At 70.7% G+C, this 23430-nt stretch carries 21 protein-coding genes and 2 riboswitches; of the genes, 12 read left to right on the top strand and 9 right to left on the bottom strand.

What is annotated here, in order from left to right:
• Positions 1-26 precede the first annotated feature (26 nt).
• Positions 27-149, top strand: coding sequence for a ribosomal protein bL36 (locus ACLJN9_RS18715; RefSeq protein WP_328417692.1), 123 nt, complete (start codon positions 27-29; stop codon positions 147-149).
• Positions 150-171: 22 nt separating this feature from the next.
• On the opposite strand, the gene ACLJN9_RS18710 is transcribed toward ACLJN9_RS18715, so the two are convergent.
• A complete protein-coding gene (locus ACLJN9_RS18710; protein WP_410812709.1) occupies positions 172-1062 on the bottom strand; it encodes a DMT family transporter in 891 nt (296 codons plus the stop codon).
• A gap of 28 nt (positions 1063-1090) precedes the next feature.
• Here ACLJN9_RS18710 and ACLJN9_RS18705 point away from each other — a divergent pair, with 28 nt between their 5' ends.
• On the top strand, positions 1091-2506 hold the full coding sequence (locus tag ACLJN9_RS18705; RefSeq protein WP_410812708.1) for a PLP-dependent aminotransferase family protein: 1416 nt from the start codon (positions 1091-1093) through the stop codon (positions 2504-2506).
• Positions 2507-2533: 27 nt separating this feature from the next.
• Here the strand turns inward: ACLJN9_RS18705 and ACLJN9_RS18700 are convergent, their stop codons facing one another.
• Genes ACLJN9_RS18700 through ACLJN9_RS18690 form a run of 3 tightly spaced genes read right to left on the bottom strand, consistent with a single transcriptional unit; the run spans position 2534 to position 4091 of the window.
• Positions 2534-3127, bottom strand: a complete 594-nt coding sequence (locus ACLJN9_RS18700; RefSeq protein WP_410812707.1) for a histidine phosphatase family protein — start codon at positions 3125-3127, stop codon at positions 2534-2536.
• Positions 3124-3897, bottom strand: a complete 774-nt coding sequence (locus ACLJN9_RS18695; protein ID WP_410812706.1) for a CbtA family protein — start codon at positions 3895-3897, stop codon at positions 3124-3126. The genes ACLJN9_RS18700 and ACLJN9_RS18695 overlap by 4 nt, the downstream gene beginning before the upstream one ends.
• Positions 3888-4091 carry a CbtB domain-containing protein gene (locus ACLJN9_RS18690; protein ID WP_410812705.1) on the bottom strand — a complete coding sequence of 68 codons (204 nt, stop codon included), beginning with the start codon at positions 4089-4091 and terminating at the stop codon, positions 3888-3890. The genes ACLJN9_RS18695 and ACLJN9_RS18690 overlap by 10 nt, the downstream gene beginning before the upstream one ends.
• Before the next feature lie 34 nt (positions 4092-4125).
• Positions 4126-4277, bottom strand: a riboswitch (cobalamin riboswitch).
• A gap of 89 nt (positions 4278-4366) precedes the next feature.
• Positions 4367-4584, top strand: a riboswitch (cobalamin riboswitch).
• Between the two features lie 137 nt (positions 4585-4721).
• Here ACLJN9_RS18690 and ACLJN9_RS18685 point away from each other — a divergent pair.
• The 3 genes from ACLJN9_RS18685 (at position 4722) to ACLJN9_RS18675 (ending at position 8568) form a co-directional block, all read left to right on the top strand.
• Positions 4722-7106 carry a ribonucleoside-diphosphate reductase subunit alpha gene (locus ACLJN9_RS18685; RefSeq protein ID WP_410812704.1) on the top strand — a complete coding sequence of 795 codons (2385 nt, stop codon included), beginning with the start codon at positions 4722-4724 and terminating at the stop codon, positions 7104-7106.
• Positions 7107-7144: 38 nt separating this feature from the next.
• Complete coding sequence (locus ACLJN9_RS18680; RefSeq protein WP_410812902.1) at positions 7145-8140, top strand: ribonucleotide-diphosphate reductase subunit beta; 996 nt, start codon at positions 7145-7147, stop codon at positions 8138-8140.
• 125 nt (positions 8141-8265) lie between these two features.
• Entirely contained in the window at positions 8266-8568 is a 303-nt protein-coding gene (locus ACLJN9_RS18675) for a GNAT family N-acetyltransferase (RefSeq protein ID WP_410812703.1), read from the top strand.
• A gap of 12 nt (positions 8569-8580) precedes the next feature.
• On the opposite strand, the gene ACLJN9_RS18670 is transcribed toward ACLJN9_RS18675, so the two are convergent.
• On the bottom strand, positions 8581-9120 hold the full coding sequence (locus ACLJN9_RS18670) for a DinB family protein (protein ID WP_410812702.1): 540 nt from the start codon (positions 9118-9120) through the stop codon (positions 8581-8583).
• Between the two features lie 99 nt (positions 9121-9219).
• Here ACLJN9_RS18670 and pdxY point away from each other — a divergent pair, with 99 nt between their 5' ends.
• Positions 9220-10071: a pyridoxal kinase PdxY gene (gene pdxY / locus ACLJN9_RS18665; protein WP_410812701.1), complete on the top strand. Its 852-nt coding sequence runs from the start codon at positions 9220-9222 to the stop codon at positions 10069-10071.
• 30 nt (positions 10072-10101) lie between these two features.
• On the opposite strand, the gene ACLJN9_RS18660 is transcribed toward pdxY, so the two are convergent.
• The 3 genes from ACLJN9_RS18660 to ACLJN9_RS18650 all read right to left on the bottom strand — a co-directional run bounded on the left by ACLJN9_RS18660 (position 10102) and on the right by ACLJN9_RS18650 (position 14037).
• Positions 10102-11028 carry an acetamidase/formamidase family protein gene (locus tag ACLJN9_RS18660; protein ID WP_410812700.1) on the bottom strand — a complete coding sequence of 309 codons (927 nt, stop codon included), beginning with the start codon at positions 11026-11028 and terminating at the stop codon, positions 10102-10104.
• 83 nt (positions 11029-11111) lie between these two features.
• On the bottom strand, positions 11112-12299 hold the full coding sequence (locus ACLJN9_RS18655; protein WP_410812699.1) for an RICIN domain-containing protein: 1188 nt from the start codon (positions 12297-12299) through the stop codon (positions 11112-11114).
• A gap of 79 nt (positions 12300-12378) precedes the next feature.
• Positions 12379-14037 carry an RICIN domain-containing protein gene (locus ACLJN9_RS18650; RefSeq protein WP_410812698.1) on the bottom strand — a complete coding sequence of 553 codons (1659 nt, stop codon included), beginning with the start codon at positions 14035-14037 and terminating at the stop codon, positions 12379-12381.
• 205 nt (positions 14038-14242) lie between these two features.
• Here ACLJN9_RS18650 and ACLJN9_RS18645 point away from each other — a divergent pair, with 205 nt between their 5' ends.
• Positions 14243-15862 carry an RICIN domain-containing protein gene (locus ACLJN9_RS18645; protein ID WP_410812697.1) on the top strand — a complete coding sequence of 540 codons (1620 nt, stop codon included), beginning with the start codon at positions 14243-14245 and terminating at the stop codon, positions 15860-15862.
• A 53-nt stretch (positions 15863-15915) separates the two neighbouring features.
• Here ACLJN9_RS18645 and ACLJN9_RS18640 read toward each other — a convergent pair whose 3' ends face one another.
• On the bottom strand, positions 15916-16947 hold the full coding sequence (locus ACLJN9_RS18640) for a LacI family DNA-binding transcriptional regulator (protein ID WP_410812696.1): 1032 nt from the start codon (positions 16945-16947) through the stop codon (positions 15916-15918).
• A 288-nt stretch (positions 16948-17235) separates the two neighbouring features.
• Here ACLJN9_RS18640 and ACLJN9_RS18635 point away from each other — a divergent pair, with 288 nt between their 5' ends.
• The 5 genes from ACLJN9_RS18635 (at position 17236) to ACLJN9_RS18615 (ending at position 23403) form a co-directional block, all read left to right on the top strand.
• Positions 17236-18537: an extracellular solute-binding protein gene (locus tag ACLJN9_RS18635; RefSeq protein WP_410812695.1), complete on the top strand. Its 1302-nt coding sequence runs from the start codon at positions 17236-17238 to the stop codon at positions 18535-18537.
• Between the two features lie 72 nt (positions 18538-18609).
• Positions 18610-19581, top strand: a complete 972-nt coding sequence (locus ACLJN9_RS18630; RefSeq protein ID WP_410812694.1) for a carbohydrate ABC transporter permease — start codon at positions 18610-18612, stop codon at positions 19579-19581.
• A 10-nt stretch (positions 19582-19591) separates the two neighbouring features.
• On the top strand, positions 19592-20473 hold the full coding sequence (locus ACLJN9_RS18625) for a carbohydrate ABC transporter permease (protein WP_410812693.1): 882 nt from the start codon (positions 19592-19594) through the stop codon (positions 20471-20473).
• The gene (locus tag ACLJN9_RS18620) at positions 20470-22101 is read left to right on the top strand and encodes a glycoside hydrolase family 43 protein (RefSeq protein ID WP_410812692.1); all 1632 of its coding nucleotides are present in this window, start codon (positions 20470-20472) and stop codon (positions 22099-22101) included. Before ACLJN9_RS18625 ends, ACLJN9_RS18620 begins: the two co-directional genes overlap by 4 nt.
• Before the next feature lie 108 nt (positions 22102-22209).
• Positions 22210-23403 carry a GH12 family glycosyl hydrolase domain-containing protein gene (locus ACLJN9_RS18615; protein ID WP_410812691.1) on the top strand — a complete coding sequence of 398 codons (1194 nt, stop codon included), beginning with the start codon at positions 22210-22212 and terminating at the stop codon, positions 23401-23403.
• Positions 23404-23430 lie beyond the last annotated feature (27 nt).

Raw genomic sequence — 23430 nt, 5'->3', positions numbered from 1 at the left:
GCACGACCAGAGGAGGGGTGGCTGCGATGAAGGTCAGGAACTCGCTGCGTGGCTTGAAGAACAAGATGAACTCGATCGTGGTACGTCGCCGGGGCAGGACGTTCGTCATCAACAAGAACGACCGGCGCCAGAAGGCCCGCCAGGGCTGACAGCGCAACACCGGGTGGTGGGTCAGCCACCGAGCCGAACCCGGACCGCGGTCGCGGCGCACAGGATGACGACGAGACCGCCGACGACCGTGGCCCAGCCGATGGGCTCCCGCAGGAGCAGACCCGCCCAGGCGATGCTCAGGACCGGCTGGATCAGTTGCACCTGGCTGACCCGAACCATCGGGCCGGTGGCCAGGCCGTGATACCAGGCGAAGAAGCCGAGGAACATGCTGACGACCCCGAGGTAGCTCAGGGCCGCCCACTGCACCGCGGTGCCCGGCGAGCTCTGCTGGACGGCGGAGACCACCGTCAGGACCACCGAGAGCGGGGAGCACAGCACGAGCGCCCAGGAGACGGTCTGCCAGGCGCCCAGCGTCCGCGCCAGCAGGCCGCCCTCGGCGTAGCCGACGGCGGCGGACACCACCGCGCCGAGGAGCAGCAGGTCGGCCCAGTGCAGCTGACCCAGGCCACCCCACTGCGCGGAGGCGAAGGCCAGCGCGGCGAACGTGCCGATGCCGGCGGCGACCCAGAAACGGGCCGAGGGGTGCTCGTGCCCGCGGATGACCGCCAACACCGCGGTCGCGGCCGGCAACATGGCGATGACGACCGCGCCGTGGCTGGCCGGCGCGCTCGTGAGCGCGAACGAGGTCAGGAGCGGGAACCCGACGACGATGCCGCCGCCGACCACGGCGAGGCGGGGCCACTGCGTACCACGAGGCAGCCGCTGGCGGGTGACGGCCAACGCGACGACCGCGAGGGCCGCTGCCACGACCGCTCGGGCGGAGCCGACGAACAGTGGCGCGAGGCCGCCCACCGCCACCCGGGTGAGCGGAACGGTGAAGGAGAAGGCCGTGACGCCCACCAGCCCCCACCACAGGCCCGACGGTCGGGTACGGGATATCGCGTCGTCCATTATCGCGGTAGCGCTACTCTGACCTCTCATGAATGACAGTAGCAGTTCACGGATCGAGGCCGGCCTTCGGAACTGGATCGCGACCGCCGCGCCCGGTGCCCGTCTGCCGTCCACCCGCGAACTGGTCGCCCGCCACCAGGCAAGCCCGGTGACGGTGCAGCACGCGTTACGCATGCTCACCGCCCGAGGGCTCATCGAGAGCCGACCCGGAGTCGGCACGTTCGTCCGGGCGGTACGCACCGTACGGACGGCCGACTACGGCTGGCAGACGGCTGCCCTGCGCTCGTTCCCGGCGCGCGTCGACTCGCTCTCCACCGCGCTGCGCAGTGCCTCCAACGACGTCATCGCGCTGCATGCCGGTTACCCGGACCGGGAGCTTCTCCCGGAGCGTCTGGTCCGTTCGGCACTCGCACGCGCGGCCCGTACCGACGCGGCCCTGGCCCGGCCACCCGCCGCGGGCCTGCCGGAGCTGCAAACCTGGTTCGCCAACGAGCTCGGCGCTGTCACCCCGGCCGGGATCACGCCGCCAACGCCCAGCGACGCCATCGTTCTTCCGGGAAGCCAGAGTGGGCTGAGCTCGGTTTTCCGCGCCCTGGTAGGGGTCGGGCAACCCCTGCTGATGGAGTCCCCGACCTACTGGGGCGCCATCCTCGCCGCCCGACAGGCCGGTGCGCTCGTCGTGCCGGTACCCGGGGGCCCGGCCGGCCCGGATCCCGGCCAACTGGAACGAGCCTTCCGAGAGACGGCCGCGCGCGTCTTCTACGCCCAACCGAACTACGCCAACCCCACCGGCGCGCAGTGGCCGACGGCGCTGCACGAACAGGTGCTGCAGGTCGTGCGCGAGCACGGCGCGTTTCTCGTCGAGGACGACTGGGCGCACGACTTCGGCATCACCAGCGCACCGACGCCGGTCGCGGCCCACGACGACGCTGGCCACGTCGTCTACCTGCGCTCACTCACGAAGAGCGTGTCGCCGGCGATCCGCGTCGCCGCGGTCATCGCGCGAGGACCGGCACGCGAACGGCTCCTGGCCGACCGGGGAGCGGAGTCGATGTACGTCAGCGGTCTACTTCAGGCCGCGGCGCTCGACGTCGTCACCCAGCCCGCCTGGCACTCGCACCTCCGCGGCCTGCGGCAGCAACTCGGCACCAGGCGCGACCTGCTGGTCGCAGCTCTGCGCGAGCATGCCCCACAGGCGGAGCTGGGGGTGGTGCCGGCCGGCGGGCTGAACCTGTGGGTGCGTCTTCCCGACGGAACGGACGTCCACCAGCTGGCGTACGACTGCGAGAAGGCCGGGCTGATCATCGCCCCCGGGACCGAGTGGTTCCCCGCGGAACCCACCGGGTCGTTCGTCCGACTCAACTACGCCGGGCCCAGCCCGGCGGCCTTTCCCGCCGGCGCACGCCTCCTCGGCCGGGCACTCGCCAACGGCCCTGGCAGGTGACCATCTCCGCCCCGGCGTTCGCTGTCCCTACGCCGGTGGTGCGGCGAGCCGCAGCTGCCACCCCGAGCCGCGGTTGGTGAGCCGGACGATCGCCAACGGCTCGACGTCCAGCTGCCGGTACGTCACCAACGGCAGGTCGAGGGCGTGCACGACGGCGACCCGGAGCAGGATCGGGTGGGTGACGGCGATGACCCGCTGGCCACGGTCGCGCTGGCCGTCCAGCCAGCGGCCGACCCGCTCGCGCAGCGCCAGGACCGATTCGCCCCGGTGGGGTGCGGCGTCCGGTGCGGACAGCCACTCGCGCAGCGCCTCGGGCTGCGTGGCGGCGATCTCCTCCAGCGACCGCCCGTTCCAGTCGCCGTAGTCGCAGTCGGCAAGCGCCGCGTCGACGGTGGGCGTCAGGCCGAGGGCGTACGCGGTCCGGGTGGCCGCCACCGCTGGGCTGGACAGGCAGACGTCGGAGGCACCCAGGAGCGCCCGTCGGCCCGGCGCGGCGGGAGCCAGGGCGAGGGCGGCCCGCAGGCCGCCCTCGTCCAGGTCGTCGAGCTGCCCGCCGAACCGGGCCTGCCGCAGGGCGGCGGTGGAACCGTGCGCGACCAGCCGCAGGCTGGTGACGCTCACGTGCTCAGGGGTGCGCTGGTGCTCCTGCGGCGCCGGTCGTGGTTCAGCAGAGCCGCGAACAGCAGGCCGATGCCGGTCCAGAGGACCACCTGGGTGCCCAGGGAGGCCAGTCGGAAGTCCCACAGCAGGGCGGCGGGGAAGTCGTCCGGGACCTCCTGGAACGACGGCAGCACCACGTAGGACACCACGGTGACCAGCAGGAACCCGCCGAGGGCGGCGGCGGCGCGGAGCCACTGCGGTGCGTCGCCGCGAAGCGCCCGGTAGCCCAGCGAGCCGGACCAGACCGCCACCAGGCCGAGCACCACCATCAGCAGGTAGGTGCCGGTGCGCTGGTCGATGGTGGCCGGATCACCGACGGCCGGGGGATTGGGTGGGTACTTGACGAACGGCACGATCACCACGCCGAGCAGCGCGGCGCCGGCCAGCAGCAGACCCGACCGTCCGTCGTCGTCGGTCCGCCGTCGACGCTGCAGCAGGACGTACGCGGTGGCCAGCAGGCCACCCATCGCGGCGCCGAACAGGCCGGTGGCCAGGAACAGGCCGCCGCGCTGGCCGGTCCTGCTGACCAGCGCCTCCTCGTGGTCGTGTGCGCCGGTGGCGGGTTCGGCGTGTGCCGCCGCCTCCTCGATGGCGATGGCGGCCTGAACGCGTGGTTCGCCGGCGAAGTAGGCGAACGTGCCGGCGAGCAGGCCCGCGACCAGGCCGGCGAGCAGCCCGCGGAGCAGCACGCTGACGAACGTGGGCGTGCCGGTGGTGGCCGTCAGTGGCACGGGACACCCAGCAGGTGCCGACCGTCGTGCATCAGCTCGTGCAGGTACATCCCGCTGCGCGAGACCGCTCCCTGGTCGAAGGCGACGAGGTAGGCCAGCAGCGTGAGCACGGCGACGGTGGCCAGGACCGTCCATAGAAGACGGGCGGTGTCAGCGGGCTGCACCAGGGGCTGGCTGGACGTGGAGCTGGACATGGGTACACGAACCTCCCCGGGGATAACGCGTCCCCATCGCAAGGCTGCGGACGACCGAGCGTCCTGACTCGCGGTGCCCCGTGCAGGGGAACCGCTCACAGTGGCGCGACCGCGCCGGAATCTCACCGGCTTCCCTCGCGTCGCCGCAGATAGTGGGTTGACGGTATCGGTGCCGGTTCGGGCGGTCAACCCGGTCCCCGGCGGCGTCGATGGACGAGAGCCGGCTGCGCCGCAGATCGACATGTGGGGTGTGACAACCGTGTCCCTCCCTATATATGGTGTTGAGCGCAGCTGGTTCGGCCGCTCATCGTCAGTGGTCGAGGCAAGAGGGAACCCGGTGGGAATCCGGGACTGCCCCGCAGCGGTAAGTGGGAACGACCGCCGTCATCAGCACTGGGCCGCGAAGCGGCCTGGGAAGCGACGGCCAGTAGGAGACCGGCGAGCCCGGTCGTGCCCGCAAGTCCGAAGACCTGCCAGCGCGCCGCGTACCCGCACCCGGGTGGGCGGCGGTCCGAGGCCGCGTGGGACGGCTGACGCCACCTGACCCCGCGCCCTCCGGCGTGGCGTCCACCGGTGTCCGCCTCCTCGTGTCCGAGGGCCATCAGGTCTCGAACTCGCGAGGAGTGAGTGGTGACGGTCACCCAGGTAGTTCCGGCCAGCGCCGAGCCGGCCCCGCCCGGTCGGCGACGGGCGCAGATGCAGGTCCGCAAACGCGACGGCGCCACCGAACAGGTGGATGTGAACAAGATCGTCCGGGCGGTCGAGCGGTGGGCCGACGACCTCACCGACGTCGACCCGCTGCGGGTGGCGACCCGGACGATCAGCGGCCTGTACGACGGCGCGACGACGGCCGAACTGGACCGGCTGTCGATCCAGACGGCGGCCGAGATGATCGGGGAGGAACCGCAGTACTCCCGTCTCGCCGCGCGGCTGCTGGTCGGCTACGTGGACAAGGAGGTCCACCGGCAGGGCATCACCTCGTTCAGCGCGGCGATCCGGACCGGCCACGCCGAGGGACTGATCTCCGACGACACCGCCGCGTTCGTCGCCGCACACGCCCGTACCCTCGACGACGCCGTCGACCCGGAGGGTGACCGGCGGTTCGAGTACTTCGGGCTGCGCACGGTCTACGACCGGTACCTGCTGCGGCACCCCACCAGCCGGCTGGTCCTGGAGACCCCGCAGTACTGGCTGCTGCGGGTGGCCTGCGGGCTGTCCCGGACACCGGACGAGGCGATCGACTTCTACCGGCTGATGTCCAGCCTGGCCTACCTGCCCAGCTCGCCGACGCTGTTCAACTCCGGCACCCGGCACACCCAGATGTCCTCCTGCTACCTGGTCGACTCGCCGCGCGACGAGCTGGACTCGATCTACCAGCGGTACGCCCAGGTCGCCAACCTGTCCAAGTTCGCCGGCGGCATCGGCATCGCGTACTCCCGGGTCCGGTCCCGGGGCTCGCTCATCCGCGGCACGAACGGGCAGTCCAACGGGATCGTGCCGTGGCTGCGCACGCTGGACGCGAGCGTCGCCGCCGTCAACCAGGGCGGCCGGCGCAAGGGCGCGGCCTGCGTCTACCTGGAGCCGTGGCACCCGGACGTCGAGGAGTTCCTGCAGTTGCGGGACAACACCGGCGAGGATGCCCGGCGCACCCACAACCTGAACCTGGCCAACTGGATCCCGGACGAGTTCATGCGCCGCGTCGAGGCCGACGAGATGTGGTCGCTGTTCGACCCGCACGAGGTGCCCGAGCTGCCCGACCTGTGGGGGGAGCGGTTCGACGCCGCGTACCGGGCCGCCGAGGCGCAGGGGCGATACGTGCGGCAGGTCCCGGCGCGGGAGCTGTACGGCAGGATGATGCGCACCCTGGCACAGACCGGCAACGGTTGGATGACCTTCAAGGACGCCGCGAACCGGCTGTGCAACCAGACCGCCGAGCCGGGCAACGTGGTGCACCTGTCCAACCTCTGCACCGAGATCATCGAGGTGTCCAGCGACGCCGAGACGGCCGTGTGCAACCTCGGTTCGGTGAACCTCGCCGCCCACCTCAGCGACGGCGGCATCGACTGGGAGCGGCTGCGGGCCACCGTCCGTACCGCCGTCACGTTCCTCGACCGGGTCATCGACATCAACTACTACCCGACTCCGCAGGCGGCGGCGAGCAACCCCCGCTGGCGCCCGGTCGGGCTCGGGCTGATGGGCCTGCAGGACGCGTTCTTCGCGCTGCGGCTGCCGTTCGACTCCCCTGCCGCGCGGGAGTTGTCCACCCGGATCAGCGAGGAGCTGTACCTGACCGCCCTGGAGACGTCCGCCGACCTGGCGCGGCGCTTCGGGGCGCACCCGGCGTACGGGCAGACCCGGGCCGCGCGGGGGCAGCTGCAGCCCGACCTGTGGGGTGTCGCCGGTACGCAGACCGCCCGGTGGGCCGCGCTGCGTGAGCGGGTCGAGGTCGACGGGCTGCGCAACTCCCTGCTGGTCGCCATCGCCCCGACCGCCACCATCGCCTCGATCGCCGGTTGCTACGAGTGCGTCGAGCCGCAGGTGTCCAACCTGTTCAAGCGCGAGACCTTGTCGGGGGAGTTCCTGCAGGTCAACACCGCTCTGGTACGCGAGCTGAAGGCCCGCGGCCTGTGGACCGAGCCGATCAGGTCGGCGATCAGGCGCGCGGAGGGGTCGGTGCAGGACGTCCCGGAGCTGCCGTTCGCCGTCCGGGAGTTGTTCCGTACCGCGTGGGAGCTGCCGCAGCGGGCGCTGATCGACCTGGCCGCGGCCCGCGCGCCGTTCATCGACCAGTCCCAGTCGCTGAACCTGTTCCTGGCCGCACCCACCATCGGCAAGCTCTCCTCGATGTACCTGTACGCCTGGAAGGCCGGGCTGAAGACCACCTACTACCTGCGCTCGCGTCCCGCCACCCGGATCCAGCAGGCCACCGTCGCCGTTGTCGCGCCCCCGACGGCCGACGACGAGGCACTGGCCTGCTCGTTGGAGAACCCCGAGTCGTGCGAGGCCTGCCAGTGACCGCCGCCGACACCACCACCGACACGAGGACCACGCACATGCTGCTCGACCCCGGGATGGATCTCACCCTCCGCCCGATGCGGTACCCGCACTTCTTCGACCGGTTCCGCGACGCCATCCGCAACACCTGGACCGTCGAGGAGGTCGACCTGCACGCCGACCTCGCGGACCTCGACAAGCTCTCCCCGGCCGAGCGGCACCTGGTGAGCCGTCTGGTCGCCTTCTTCGCCACCGGCGACACCATCGTCGCCAACAACCTCGTACTCAACCTCTACCAGCACGTCAACAGCCCCGAGGGCCGGCTCTACCTGTCCCGGCAGCTGTTCGAGGAGGCGGTGCACGTCCAGTTCTATCTCAACCTGCTCGACACGTACGTGCCGGACGAGACCGAGCGGTTCGCCGCCTTCGCCGCCATCGAGAACATCCCCTCGATCCGCCGCAAGGCCGAGTTCTGCTTCCGCTGGATCGACTCCCTTGGCGAACTGCGCGAGCTGCGGTCCCGCGAGGACCGGCGGACGTTCCTGCTCAACCTCATCTGTTTTGCCGCCTGTATCGAGGGGTTGTTCTTCTACGGCGCCTTCGCCTACGTCTACTTCCTGCGCTCCCGTGGCCTGCTGCACGGCCTCGCCTCCGGCACCAACTGGGTGTTCCGCGACGAGTCCATGCACATGGCCTTCGCGTTCGACGTCGTGGACACCGTCCGCCGTGAGGAACCCGACCTGTTCGACGACGACCTCGCCGAACAGGTCCGTCAGATGCTCACCGAGGCCGTCGAGTGTGAGGTGCAGTTCGCCGAGGACCTGCTCGACCACGGGGTGCCCGGCCTGACGCTGACCGACATGCGGGAGTACCTCCAGCACGTCGCCGACCGGCGTCTCGCCCAGCTCGGCATCGCGCCGCACTACGGGTCGGTCAACCCGTTCGGATTCATGGAGTTGCAGGACGTGCAGGAGCTGTCCAACTTCTTCGAGCGGCGGGTGTCGGCGTACCAGGTCGGGGTCAGCGGCACCGTCGCCTTCGACGACGACTTCTAGCCCCGGCAGGACGAAGCCCCGGCCCGCTGCCGACAGCCGGGCCGGGGCGTCGGTCCGCCGGAGCGGAGGGTGGGCGCGGACGTGCTCCCGCGCCGGTCGGCTGGACAGCGTGGTTGGATGGTCCGGTGCAGTTCACCGTGACAGACGCGCCGACGCGGGAGCGGTTCGAGGCGCGCGACGAGGCGGGCGTGGTCGCCGGGGTGGTCACCTACCAGCTGACCGGCGCCATCATCGTCTACACCCACACCGAGGTCGAGCCGGAGTTCGAGGGCAGGGGCGTCGGGTCGACCCTGGCCCGTGCGGTAATGGACGACGCGCGGGCCAGGGGCCGGACCGTGGTGCCGCTCTGCCCGTTCCTCGCCGAGTGGCTGGCCAAGCACCCGGAGTACGAGGGCATCGTGGCCCGATCGACTCGCAAGGTCAAATAGCTCGAGCGAAGCTCACTGGCCGGTGCGGCCGTCGACGCACTCGCGCAGCAGGTCGGCGTGGCCGGCGTGCCGGGCGTACTCCTCGATCACGTGGACGAGCACGTCGCGGATGCTGACGGTGCCATCGTCGAACGGCACCTCCCGCCCGAGGTCGTCCTCGTCGAGCGCGTCGAGCCACTGCTCGGCCGCGGCGATCTCGGTCTTCCACGTAGCGAACGCCTCCTGCACGACGGCAGGGTCGGCGACCGCGTCGGTGAAGTCCGCGTCCCGGTCGTCGTCCCGCTTGAACACGCGTGGCCGGTCGGTCCTGCCCTGCAGCACCCGCTGGAACCAGTGGTTCTCCACCTGGGCCAGGTGCCGGACCAGCCCGAGCAGGCTCATGGTGCTCGGTGGCACGGAGCGGCGGGCGAGCTGCTCGGCGTCGAGACCGCCGCATTTCAGGTCCAGCGTCAACCGGTAGTTGTCGAGGTACTCCCGCAGTGTCGCCTTCTCGCCCTTCGGGTTGCCGAAGGTTCGCGGATCGTCGGCGGGCTCCACCCACATGTCGCTCATGGCTCCCGACCCTCCCGGAAGGACCGGGCCCGGCGCAAGCCGGTTACCGATCCGCCGGGCCGCGCGTACGGCACCGGCGGGAACCGCCAGAATGAGCTGGTGAAGATCCTTTCCATCCAGTCGTCGGTCGCCTACGGCCACGTCGGCAACTCGGCGGCCGTGTTCCCCCTGCAGCGGCTCGGCCACGAGGTCTGGCCGGTGCTGACGGTCCACTTCTCCAACCACACGGGGTACGGCTCGTGGCGTGGGCCGATGCTGGCGCCGGCCGACGTCGCCGAGGTGATCGCGGGCATCGCGGACCGTGGGGTCCTGGGCAGCGCCGACGCCGTGCTGTCGGGTTACCAGGGTGACCCGGCGATGGGCGCGGTGATCCTCGACGCGGTGGACAAGGTCAAGACGGCCAACCCGGACGCGGTGTACTGCTGCGATCCGGTGATGGGCGACGTCGGTCGGGGGATGTTCGTTCGGGCCGGTATCCCCGAGTACCTGCGTGACGTCGTCGTTCCGCGCGCGGACATCATCACCCCGAACCAGTTCGAGCTGGACTTCCTCGCCGGCGCCACGACGACATCGCTGGCCGGGTTGTTGGCGGCGGTCGACGTGGTGCGGGAAACGGGACCACGGCACGTCCTGGTCACCAGCGTGCTGCACGACGACGTGCCGGCGGGCTCGCTGGAGGTGGTGGCCGTCTCGGACGAGGGCGCCTGGGCGGTGACCACGCCCCTGCTGCCGATCAACCCGAACGGCGGGGGTGACGTCACCGCGGCGCTGTACCTCGCGCACCTGAGGACGACGGGCGCACCGGCGACGGCACTGGAACGCACCATCGCCTCCGTCTACGCCGTCCTCGAGGCGACTCTCGCCGCGGGCACCCGGGAGATCCAGCTGATCGCGGCCCAGGACGCGATCGCCGAACCCCCGACCAGGTTCGTCGCCCGGCAGCTGCGCTGACCCGTCAGCGGCATCGGTCACCGCGTCGGCTCAGCGCAGCGCGTCGTCGCGGAGCACCGCGTGCGCGCCGACGGTCTGGTTGACGATCTGCGTCACCCGTACGTCGACCGCGACGCTGGCCAGGGCCACCGCGTCGGGGCGGCTGACACCGTGCAGCCGTTGCATCAGGGTCAGCATCGAGTCCAGGGCCATGAACGTGGCGTCGCCGAGGGACGCGCCGACGCCGAGGGTCAGCCAGGCGTCCGCGGTGCGCGCCACCGGGCCGGTGACCGGAAAGTCGTCGCGCACGTCGAAGGTCAGCGTGACCTCGTCCATCGGGCACTCGATCGCGGTGCCGCCGACCTCGCCGTCGCCCTGCGCGGCGTGGCCGTCCCCCACCGAGAACAACGCCCCGTCGACCGGGATCGGCAGCAGCAGGGTGCTACCGGCGGTCAGGTCCTTGCAGTCCAGGTTGCCACCGTGGGGTCGCGGCGGCACCGTCGAGTGCTGCCCCGACTCGGCCGGCGGCATGCCGAGAACCCCCATGAAGGGGCGCAACGCGACGGTGTGGCCGTGTTGGTTGCGGCCGGTCATCGCCACCGGGTCGAGAGCCCAGGCGTGCACCACGCCCTCCGTCTCGACGCCGTACCGCTGGTTGAAGGCGCTCGGCCAGCCGCCGGCGACCGTGGTGCCCCAGGTGGCCGGGATGATCGCGTCGACGCGTACCGCAAGGGTCTGGCCGGCGCGGGCACCGCGGACCGCGACCGGACCGATCAGCGCATGTCCGTGGTCGGGCCGGTGTTGCGGCGCTCGCGGCCGCTCCCGGTGCGGCCCGCCGGGGTACGGGCCGGCCGACCACCAGCAGTCCAGGGTGCGGTAGGTGACGGTGTCGCCCGGATCGACGGTGAGCACTGGCGCGAAGTCGGGGGAGAAGTGGCCGTGCAGGGTGTCGTCGCCCGGGGTGAGGGTGTGTCGCATCTGCGCAGGCTACTGGTGCCCCCGGGATCGCGGACCAGCCCGCCGGGAGCCGGCCGTCGTCGTGGGCGGTGACGCCCAGGGTCTCAGCGGAACGTCCACGTCTGGTTCGACTGTCTGTCCCCGCAGTCCCAGATGATCAGTTGAGTTCCGTTGAGGGTTCCCCAGGCGTCCGCGTCGAGACACCTGCCGGACTGCGGGTTGCGGAGCTGGCCGTTCACGGGCAGCCACTGTTGGGCGCCGTTGCCGAGGCACGTCCACAGTTGCACAGGCGTCCCGCCGCTCGTTCGCCCACCCGCGACGTCGAGGCACTTGTTGGTCGCGGCGTTGACGAGTGTGTTGCCCTGCCAGCGCCAGCGCACCTCCGGCCCGCCGTGGCAGTCCCAGAGCTGCACTCTGGTGCCGTCCCCGCTGCGCCCGCCGGAGACATCCACGCAGCGACCGGAGCCGGCACCACTGATCGTCTGGTTCGGAAGGACCGGCAGACCGGGCACTCCGCGTCGGTTGCCGAGCTGCCACGCCCTGGTGCCCAACCCGAGGTTGCCGGGGATCGTGCCGTTGAGGAAGTCGCGGTACCAGCCGAGCCAGTACGGAAGCCCGTGCTGGTTCTGGTCGTAGCCGTGATCGGCGGCTGAGTGCAGGTCCACCGCGCCGGGTACGCCGCGTTGGTGGAAGTAGTACTGCTCGCCGAGCTGGTGCAGCATCTCGTGGACCCAACCCGCCAGCGCGTCCTGGTGGTAGCCGAGGTCGTCGCGCGCGTTGACGCTGCTCCAGCCGGTGTTGTGTGGCCCCGGCGAGCCGCTGGAGAAGTAGGCGTGCGTCCGGAACGCGTTGTAGACGAACACGCCGTCCCACTCCTGGGGGTGCACGTACTGCGCGACATCCGCACTGATGTTGGCGGGTTCGACCATCAGGCCCGCGTACCCGATCGAGGTGAGCGGCCGCGGCGAGACGACGACCTGGTTGTTCATGTCCACCGCTCCGTCGGTGAGCTCCTCGACCATCCGGGGAAACGTGGTGAGGAAGGCGTTGCTCGCCGCGTCGACCTGGCCCTGGTCGAGGGTCGCGGACAGGTTGGGAACCTGGGACACCGGCTTGACGATCATCAGGAAGCGCAGCGACAGGGCCGGCGCCGCGACAGCGGACCGTCCCGCCTGCGTGGGGGTGGCGGCCCGGGCCGGCGCGACACCGGTCGAGGCCGTGAGCAGCACCGCGGCGAATAGCGCCGCCCTGCCTGTCGAACGACGCGATCGTTCCAGGAATCGCATGATCATGTGCTGTTCTCCGATCGCCGGTGGTGGAGGCGTCGGGCCGGTTGGTGCCGAGCCGGCGGCTCGGCACCAACCGGGCCGATCAGCCGAGTCGCCAGACCTGGTTCGACTGGTTGGTGCCGCACGTCCAAATGATCAACTCTGTGCCGTTGGCGGTGCCCCAGGCGTCGGCGTCGAGGCATCTGCCGGACTGGGGGTTGACCAGCGTGCCGTTGGCCTGCTGCACCCAGCGCTGGGCACCGCTGCCGGGAAGGCAACTCCACAGCCACACCTCGGTGCCGTTCGCGGTGCCGCCGCCGCGTACGTCCAGGCACTTACCGGAACGGGGGTTGACGAAGGTGTCGCCGGTGCGGCGCCACTGTTGCGGCGCGCCGCCGTGGCAGTCCCACAGGATGATGTTGTTGCCGTCGCCGGTGCCCCCGCCGGCCACGTCGACGCAGCGGTTGCTGCCCTGGCCCCGGAGAACGGTGCCGGTGGCGGCGGCACCGCCGACATAGATGGGTTTGCGGGCCTCGTCCAGGAAACGGCTGCGGATGAGGGGGTCGGCCTGGATGCGGGAGTCGCCCCAGTAGCCGTTGGCGCAACCGGGTTGCCCGGCGGGGGCGCCGTTGCACTGCCACTGGGTCTGCGCGTCCCAGTTCGTGTTGATGTAGGCGACGGCGCGGATGACGTCGGTGTTGGCGTTGACGTAGCCGAAGAAGTCGGCGTACCAGGTGTCCCAGATGGCGGCCGCGGTGATCGGCTGCGGGTTCTTGGCGAAGATGCAGCTCGAGGTCCTGGCCCCGGTGGTGAAGCCCTGCGGTGCCGCCTCGGCGATCATCACGGGTTTGCCGTGCCCGCGGGCGAAGCCCAGGATCCGGTCCTGCAGGGCCCGGGGTGAGGTGCTGGGGGCCCGGCAGCCCCACTGGTAGCGCTGGTAGCTGGCGCCGTAGAACGCGGACATGCCGACCCAGTCGACGTACTGGTCGCCGGGGTACCAGGCGTCGAAGTGGTTGGCCGCGGTGACCACGTAGTTCCACTCCGGGTTGCCCGGGTGCTCGTCGATCGGCCACCCTGCCGACTGCCACACGGTGGCGACCCTGGTCGCGCCCAGGGCGTCGATGCGGCCCTTGATGTAGCGGAACGCCTCCTTGTAGAAGTCGGCGTTGTAGCAGTTCCACGGGCCGTCGTACTCGTAGCCGATGCGCAGGAACACCTCCCGGCCGGTGTTCCTCAGCCAGTTGACCATCTCGTCGACCTTCTGCCGGTACGGCCCGGTCAGGCCGGTGACGTCGGCGTCGGGACGGCCGATGATGGCGCGCAGGGGCTGGTTGTTGCAGCCGGTGCTCGCGTCGGAGAGGTACAGGCCCACGGCGAGGGCCGCCCCGGGATACTGCGCGAGCGTCGCGGGGAAGTCGACCGTGCCGGAGCCTGAGTTGGATGGCCCGTAGAAGCCGGCCAGCGGCGGTGGATCGCCGCCGAGTAGCAGGTTCGTGTAGAGGGTCACGCCTCCCGGGCGTGGGGCGCCGGGGTCGGGATCGAGCACGTCCCGCTTGTAGTCCGACAGTGTGGACGAGTCCTGACCCATGAACAGGCGCACCCTGCCGTCGGCGGGAAGGTTACGGGCGTTCACGGCGGCGTCCGCCGCGTCTCCGGCGGTCAGGCCGCCGGCGGTGGCGGCCGCCGCGAGGACGACGGCGAGGACGGCCCTCATCAGGGCGCGAGGTCGACACCGGCGGCGGGAGTGCGGAGCTGTGGCCATGAGGGGCTCCCTGGTTCGTGCTGGTGGTGGTGTGGCAGCCGTTCCCGGTGAGGCCGCCGACTGCCGGCGGCGGGTACGGCCGGGCTGGGGCGGAACGGTATCGATGTTTCTCGCTGCTGTCGTGGTGTTTCGAAACTCGGTTCGAGCTGCTTTCGATTATCGAAAACCATCGACAGTCGGCGATCGATCTACCTAGCCTGCCGCCATGTCACGTACCCGTCTCGCTGCGCTGGTGGCGGCTCTGCTGCTGCTCACCGGCGTCGTCTCCGTGCTGGCGCCGTCGTCGCCCGCGACCGCCGCGACGTTCGTTCCTCCCGGCGGGGGTCGACTGATGTTCGTCGGCCAGTCCACCACCGCCGCCTGGAACGACTACACGTCCTTCGCCGCGCCGCCGTCGGGCGGATCGGTCTACTACGAGGTGAGGTCCGGTACCTGGGTCAACCCGGGTCATCGCGACTTCGCGACCCAACTCGCCGGGCAGGGACGGATGGTCCAGGTCGGTGTGTCGTGGAAGGACAACCCGCCGGGCTTCACCGGTGGCGGCGAGGACGCCAAGGCGGCCCGATCCCGGGTGGTGACCCAGGAGATCGCCGACGGGCGGCACGACGCGCAGTTCGCCGGCCTGATCGCCTTCGTCAACCAGTACCCGGGAGCGAAGTTCTTCCTGCGCCTGGACTACGAGGTCTCGTCGTTCTACCACTGCACCGAGGCGTCGTGTGCCTCGTACCGGGCCGCCTTCGCCCACCTCCGCTCGCTGATCGACGGCGCGAAGCGGCAGGACAACGTCACCTACGTCTTCCACCCCGTCCGCGGGGAGTACGAGCGGCTCTATCCCGGTGACGCGGTGACCGACTGGATCGGGGTGTCGATCTTCGCCCACGAGCTGTGCCTGCCCATCTACGACCGGGGCTACCTCTACAACGGCACACCGCCACAGAACTACGACACGGGTGCCCTGCAGTGCCGCAACGCGTACGTCGGCACGGACGCCTCCGGCAACCCGGCGGCGGTCTGGCGCACCTGGGACCACGACGCGAACGTGCTGAAGATGATGACGTTCGCCCGCGACCACGCGAAGCCGATGATCGTCTCCGAGGCCGGGATGATGAACTTCACCGACAACGGAACGGACACCTCCGGGCTGGAGCAGCAGCGGGGCGATCTGTGGGTGCGGCGACTGTTCGCGCTGATGGACTACGTCGGTCCGGTGCCGAACCTGTCCGGGACGTACGACCTGCGGGGCGTGATCCGCGCCGCGGTCTACATCGACCTCGACTTCCGCTACGGCTGGGACGGCGTCGACGACGGCTCGTTCGACTTCCCGGTCAACTCGACCTGGTTCGTCGACGGCCGCCTCTCCCGGTACGCCCAGGCGCGGGCTTCGTTCTGTCGGGGACTGACCGAGCGGAGCTTCGTCACCCGGTGCGCCGGCGCCGACCAGGCGATCGTCGGCGTCGGCAGCAACCGCTGCGTCGACGTGGCCGGGGGTGACACGGCCGACGGCACCGCCGTCCGACTGTGGGACTGCCTCGGCAACGGCGCCCAACGCTGGCGCAGGGAGGGGGACACCCTGGTCAACACCGGCTCCGGCAAGTGCCTCGACGTACGCGGTGTCGGCACCGCCGACGGCACCCCGGTCTGGCTCTGGACCTGCATCGCCGGAAGCCCGGCTCAACGCTGGCTGTCGAACGCCGACGGCACGCTGGTCAACCCGAACTCGGGGCGCTGCCTGGACGCCGCGGGCTGGGGTACCGCCAACGGAACCCCGCTGCAGATCTGGGCCTGTGGCACCAACCAGTCCAACCAACGGTGGCGGCTGACCTGACCCTCCGGGCCGCGCGGGGTCGGGTTCCGGCCCGCTCCCGCGCGGCGACGTGCTCAGCTGGGCGGCCGCGCGGTGCTGCTGCGCCGGACGAGCGTCGTGGCGAGCTCGATCCGGTGCGAGTCCAACCTCTGCCCGCTGATGATCCGCAGCAGCGTCCGGGCAGCGGTCACGCCCATCTCGTGCAGCGGCTGCCGGACCGTGGTCAGCGGTGGCGCGGTCCACTGGGCGAAGTTGAGGTCGTCGAAACCGACGACGCTGACGTCGTCCGGAATGCTGCGGCCGACCTGGCGTACCGCCTCGTAGACGCCGGTCGCCTGCTGGTCGCTCCCCGCGAAGATCGCGGTGGGCGGCTCGGGGAGCGCGAGCAGGCGTTGGGCCGCGGCCAGCCCTCCTCCGTGGTGGAAGTCGCCGTAGAGGATCAGCTCGCGGCAGGTCGGCACGCCGACCGACTCGAGTGCCGCGCGGTAGCCAGCCACCCGAGCCCTGGTGCAGAGCATCTGCTCCGGGCCGCCGATCATGCCGATCCGTCGGTGGCCGAGGTGCAGCAGGTGCTCGGTGGCGGCGTACCCACCACCGAAGTTGGTGGCGCCGACGGAGGGCACGTCCGGAGGCGGAAGGCTGACCCCGTCCACCACGACGAACGGCAGCGTACGTCGGGCGAGTTCCGCGCGCTGCTGCGCGGCCAGCTCGGAGAGGACCAGGATCGCGCCCTGCGAACCACGGGAGATCAGCGAGTCCAGCCACCGGCGGGTGAGGCTTGCCCGGTTGTGGACCGCGGACACGACCAGACCGAGGCCGGCCTCCTCGGCGACCTCTTCGACACCGGTGAGGATCTCCAGCGCCCAGGCGCTGTCCAGCTCGTTGATCACCAGATCGATGAGGTCACCGCGGCGATTGCTGCGCCGGGGAACCCGCGGTCGTTGGTAGCCGTGCAGGGTGAGCAGCCGCTCGACCTGTGCCCGGGTGGTCGGCGAGACGTCGCTGTGACCGTTGAGCACCTTGGAGACGGTCGGCACCGAGACGTTCGCCTCGCGGGCGATCGTCGCCAGTGTGCAGCGGTTCGGGTCGGTCGGGCTGGTTGCCACGATCGCTGTCCTCCCGCCGGTCGCCGCTCGCGGTGTCGACCGGCCGGCTGTCAGTGTGCCCACTCGCGGGCCGCCGCTTCCAACATGTTTCGAAACTTGTTGGCCGTGCTTTCGACCGGTCCTACGTTGTGTCGCACCGCACCGACGGCAAACCGCCAGGCCGCAGCGCCGACGAAACCCCACCGGCCGACGCGATCACGACGGCCCTCGATCCGGGCCGGGGTGCGCCCACCATCACCACCACCGCACGACCACTTCGGGCACGTGCCCGGTGAACAGGAGGCAACGATGGCGCCCAGAGGCACGAGACCCGTCCGACGACGGTCAGGGCTGCGGCTGGCCGCCGCTCTGGCCGCGACCGCGCTCGCCGTGACCGCGAGCGGCTGCGGCGGCGACGACAGCTCGGGCGGCAGGACCAGCCTGACGGTCGCCGTCTTCAGCGACTTCGGGTACGAGCCGCTGATCAAGGAGTACATGACCGCGCACCCGGACGTCGAGGTGAAGATCCGCCGCGCGGAGTTCGACCCGCACCACAAGCAGCTCGCCACCCGGCTGGCCGCCAATTCCGGCGCGGCGGACATCGAGGCGGTGGAGGAGGGCTTCCTGCCGCAGTTCCGACAGTCCAAGGACAGGTTCGTCAACCTCGCCGACTACGGCGCCGCCGACCTGAAGACGCAGTGGCTGCCGTGGAAGTGGGAACAGGGTGTCGCCGACGGCGGCGCGTACGTGATGGGTCTCGGCACCGACATGGGTGGCCTGGCCCTGTGCTACCGCACCGACCTGTTCGCCGCGGCGGGTCTGCCGACCGACCGGGACGAGGTGTCCAAGCTCTACACCAGTTGGGACGACTACTTCGCCCTCGGCCAGCGGTTCGTCGGCTCGGGCAGCAGGGCCAAGTGGTTCGACAGCGCCGGCAACATCTACAGCGCCATGATCAACCAGTTGCCGTACGGCTACTTCGACACCGGCGACGCCTATGTGGGCGACGCCAACCCGCAGATCAGGGAGGCCTTCGCCACGGTCGCCTCGGCGGCCAGCGGCAAGGGCATGTCGGCCCAGCTCGACCCGTTCAGCCAGCAGTGGAACGTCGGCTTCAAGCAGGGCACCTTCGCATCGCTGCCCTGCCCGAGCTGGATGCTCGGCCTGATCAAGGACGGCTCGGGGCCGGCGAACGCCGGCAAGTGGGACATCGCCAAGGTGCCCGGCAACGGCGGCAACTGGGGTGGGTCGTTCCTCACCATTCCGAAGCAGGGTAAGCACCCCAGGGAGGCGTACGAGCTTGCCAAGTTCCTGACCTCGCCGGAGTCGGAGATCAAGATTTTCCAGAGTGTGGGCAGCCTCCCGTCGCAGCCTGGCCCGCTCAAGGACCCGGCGGTGCTGAGCTTCCGCAACGAGTACTTCACCAACGCGCCGGTGGGCGAGATCTATGCCCGCTCCGGTGAGTCCCTGCGCCCGAACTACCGCGGCACCCGCGACGGCGACGTGCGCCCCGTCTTCGGTCGGGCGCTGGCCCGGGTCGAGCAGGGCAAGCAGTCGCCCGACGCCGCCTGGCAGGCGGCCCTCGACGAGGCGCGCAAGATCCTTGGTTGATCGACGAGGTCGTGGCGGGCGGTCCGGCGACGACCGCGCCGTCCGCCACGACGGAGAACCCCGGAGTGACCCATGACCACCGACGTGAGCAGGCGCCCGGCCGCCCGACACCGACCCGGAGCGCCGCCAGTTCCGCGGCGGCGCCGATCGCTGGCCGACCTGCTGGACCGACGCGCCACGCCGTACCTCTTCATCGCTCCCTTCTTCGTCCTGTTCGGGATCTTCGGCCTGTTCCCGCTGCTCGCCACGGCCTGGATGTCACTGCACGACTGGCACCTCATCAACGGCGACGACGGCTGGGCGGGCCTGGACAACTACCGTGACCTGTTGACCGACAGCTCCTTCTGGAACGCGCTGGCCAACACCCTGAGCCTGTTCGTTCTCTCGACCGTGCCGCAGTTGCTGTTGGCCCTGGGCGTGGCCGCGGCCCTGAACACCGCGCTGCGGGCCCGTACGGTCTGGCGGGCCGGCGTGCTGGTGCCCAATATCGTCTCCGTGGTCGCGGTGGCCCTCGTGTTCGCGCAGGTCTTCGGCAAGGACGCCGGCATCGCCAACTGGCTGCTCGGCCTCGTCGGCATCGATCCGATCAACTGGCAGGCCGAGAAGTGGTCCTCGCACCTGGGAATCAGCGTCATCGTCATCTGGCGCTGGACCGGCTACAACGCACTCATCTACCTCGCGGCCATGCAGGCGGTCCCGGCCGACCTCTACGAGTCGGCCCGGCTGGACGGCGCGTCTGCCTGGTCGGCGTTCTGGCACGTCACCGTGCCGATGATCCGACCGACGATCCTCTTCACCACGGTGGTGTCCACGATCGGCGGGCTGCAACTCTTCGCCGAGCCGTTGCTCTTCGACGGGCAGGGGGAGGCCAACGGCGGCTCGGACCGCCAGTTCCAGACGGTGACCATGTACCTGTACGAGAAGGGGTTCTTCCTCTTCGACGCGGGCACCGCCGCCGCGGTCGCCTGGCTGTTGTTCCTGCTGATCGCCGTCGTCGCGGTGGGGAACTTCCTCGCCGTCCGGCGCGCGGTGGCGAGCCGGTGAGGAGTACGAGATGGTGACATCCGCCCCGGCCGGCCTGGTGCCGGTCGCCACCACCCGCGGGGGTCGGTTCGCCCGCAGCCGCCGACCCGGAAAACTGATCTATCTGTTGCTCGCGGCGGTCCTGGCGGCCTCGCTCTTCCCGCTCTACTGGACGTTCGTGGTCGCCAGCAACGACAACAGCGTGCTCGGCGACGCCACCCCGCCACTGGTACCCGGCGGCCACCTCCTCGACAACATCGCCCGGGTCTTCGACAGCTCCGCGTTCGGCACCGCGTTGGTCAACTCGTTCCTGGTGGCCACCTCGGTGGCCGTCGGCAACGTCTTCTTCGCCTCGTTGGCCGGGTTCGCCTTCGCCCGGCTGCGGTTCCGTGGCCGTAACGCGCTGCTCGTCGTGGTCGTCGCCACGATGATGGTGCCGACCCAGCTCGGCATCGTCCCGCTGTACCTGCTCATGACGGAGCTGGGCTGGACCGGTCGACTCCAGGCGCTGATCGTCCCCGCCCTGGTCTCGGCCTTCGGCGTGTTCTGGATGCGCCAGGCCGTCGAGGAGACGGTTCCGGCCGAGCTGGTCGAGGCGGCCAGGGTGGACGGCTGCACGCTGGTACGGGTCTTCTGGCACGTCGTGCTGCCGGCGATCCGGCCAGCGGCGGCCGTGCTGGGCCTGTTCACCTTCATGACCGCCTGGAACGACTTCTTCTGGCCGTTGGTCGTGCTCAACCCGGAGAACCCGACCGTCCAGGTGGCGCTCTCGGTCCTGGCCAGCGGCTACTACACCGACTACGCCCTGATGCTGGCCGGGGCCAGCCTGGGCGTGCTGCCGGTGCTCGTCGTCTTCGTCCTTCTGGCCCGGCAGATCGTCGGCGGAATCATGCAGGGAGCAGTCAAGGGATGACCGAACTCGTCGCACCCGGCCGGGTTGTCAGCCCCGGCGAGGTGGCCGGGCAGATCCACAACCCGGTGCTGACCGGGTTCCACCCCGATCCGTCGATCCTGCGGGTCGGAGGCGACTACTACCTCGCCACCTCGACCTTCGAGTGGTACCCGGGCGTCCGCCTGCACCACTCCCGCGACCTGGTGCACTGGCGACCGATCGGCGGTGTGCTGACCGACCGGCGACTGCTCGACCTGGCCGGCCGTCCGGACTCCGGCGGGGTCTGGGCACCGTGCCTGTCCTACGCCGACGGCACCTTCCACCTCGTGTTCACGGTGGTCGACTGGTATTCGGGCGGGTTCTGGGACACCCCGAACTACGTCACCACGGCCCCCTCGATCACCGGCCCGTGGGCCGACCCGGTGCCGCTGCACGCGCGCGGGTTCGACCCGTCGCTGTTCCACGACGACGGCCGGAGTTGGCTGCTGTCCAACGCGTGCGACTGGCGCCCGGGTCGCTCCTGGGCGGGCGGCATCATCCTGCAGGAGTACGACCGGCGCGCGGCGAGCCTGGTCGGCGCGCCGGTCACCATCTTCGACGGCACCGTGGCCGGCTTCACCGAGGGGCCGCATCTCTACCGACGCGACGGGTGGCACTACCTGGTGACCGCCGAGGGCGGCACCGGATGGGAGCACCAGGTGACCGTCGCCCGTTCCCGACAGCTGACCGGGCCGTACCTGCCGGACCCGGCCGGCCCGATGCTCACCTCGCTGCACCATCCCGACCTGCCGTTGCAGAAGGCTGGCCACGGCAGTCTGGTGAGTGCTCCCGGCGACGAGTGGTATCTGGCGCACCTGACCGCGCGGCCGCTCGGGCGGCGCGGCCCGTGTGTGCTGGGTCGGGAGACCGCCCTGCAACGGGTCGAGTGGACGCCGGACGGCTGGCCCCGGGTCGAGGGCGGGGTGCCGCACGAGCGGGTCGAGGGGCCCCGGTTGCCGCCGCGTCCGTGGCCGCGGCCGTCCGAGACCGACGACTTCGACGCGACCAGGCTCGGCCCGGACTGGAGCACGTTGCGCCGGCCGCCGTCGCCGGACTGGCTCTCGCTCACCGCCCGACCGGGGCACCTGCGCATCCACGGCGGCCAGTCCCCGTCGTCCCGGCACCGGCCCAGCCTGGTGGCTCGGCGGATCGCGCATCCCCGGGCGGTCTTCTCGACGGTGGTCGAGTTCGCACCGACGTCGTATCAGCAGATGGCCGGGCTGGTCGCCTACTACAACACCCGCAACTGGCACTATCTCCACCTCACCTGGCGGGACACCGTCGGGCCGGTGGTGGACCTGTTGTCCTGCCGTCGGGGCCGGCTGCGACACCTGGATCAGCCGGTGCCGGTCACCGGGGCGGTCGGGCTGCACGCCGCCCTGGACGGAGCCGACCTGCGTCTGGGACACGGCGCCCCGGAGGCGGAGCCGACCTGGTGGCCGGAGACGTTCGACGCCACGATCCTCTCCGACGAGCACGCCACCGAGATCGTGGACGGAGTGGCCGAGGTGTGGGGCTTCACCGGCGCGTTCTTCGGTCTGTGGGTGCAGGACCTCACCGGCGGCGGCGCGTACGCCGACTTCGACCTGGCCCGGTACCGACCACAGTGACGGCGGTCGGACGGCGTCAAGCAGTTGCGAAAAGGCTGGATAACGCGGTGAGCGGATCCCATCCTGGTCATGGAAGCGCTCCCACCCGTCCCCCGAGGAGTTACGTCCATGACCTGGCGATTACGTCCACTCGCGACCCTGGCCGCGCTGGTCACCTGCGCCGCCGCCGGTCTGCTGGCCGTCGCCGCGACACCGGCCAGCGCGGCACCCGTGATCTGTGACCAGTACGGCACCGCCTCCGTGCAGGGGGGTCGGTACACCGTGCAGAACAACCGCTGGGGCGCCAGCACCACCCAGTGCATCGACGTGTCCAACGCCGGCTTCACGGTGACCCGGGCCGACCACAACAACGCCACCAACGGGCCGCCCGCGTCGTACCCGTCGATCTATGCCGGCTGCCACTACGGCGCGTGCACCGTGAACAGTGGCCTGCCGGCCCGGGTCAGCGCGCTCAACAACCCGCGCGCCACCTTCAACCTCACCACCCCCAACTCCGGCGAGTGGGACGCGGCGTTCGACCTGTGGTTCGACCCGAATCCGAACCCGGCCGGGCAGAACTACGGCGCCGAGCTGATGATCTGGACCAACCACCGGGGCCGCCCGCAGCCCATCGGCAGCCGGATCGCCACCGTCAGTCTCGAGGGCGGCACCTGGGACGTCTGGTTCGGCAACATCGGGTGGAACGTCATCTCCTACGTCCGGACCACGCCCACCAACACCTTCGCCAACTTCGGCCTGAAGTCGTTCGTCAACGACTCGGTCGGCCGCGGAAAGATCGACACCGCCTGGTTCATGACCAGCGTGCAGGCCGGCTTCGAGCCGTGGATCGGCGGCACGGGCCTCGCGGTGAACCAGTTCGACTTCAATGTCAACGGCGACGCCGCCGGTGGTGGCGGAGGCGGCGGTGGTGTCTCGGTGCTCCGCGGGGTGGCCGCCAACCGGTGCGTCGACGTGGCCGGCTGGGGTAGGAACGACGGCACGCCGGTCCAGCTCTACGACTGCTTCCCGAACAACGGCAACCAGCAGTGGCGTCGGGTGGGCAACACGTTCGTCAGCGTGGACTCCGGCAAGTGCCTGGACGTGGCCGGCGGCCGGACCGGCAACGGCACCGAGGTACGGCTCTGGACCTGCCTGAACAACGGCGCGCAGCAGTGGGTCGTCAACGGCGACGGATCGGTCGTCAACCCCAACTCCGGCAAGTGCCTGGACGCGGTGGAGCGCGGTACGGCCAACGGAACCCGGATCCAGATCTGGGACTGCGGCAACCCCCTCGGTGGCAACCAGCAGTGGCGTCTGGGCTGACCGGTAAGGCCCATCCCGCCCGCCCGG

The organism is Micromonospora sp. 067-2 (genome assembly GCF_046549295.1).
GTDB lineage: Bacteria > Actinomycetota > Actinomycetes > Mycobacteriales > Micromonosporaceae > Micromonospora.
This window is presented reverse-complemented; position numbering and strand designations above follow the sequence as displayed.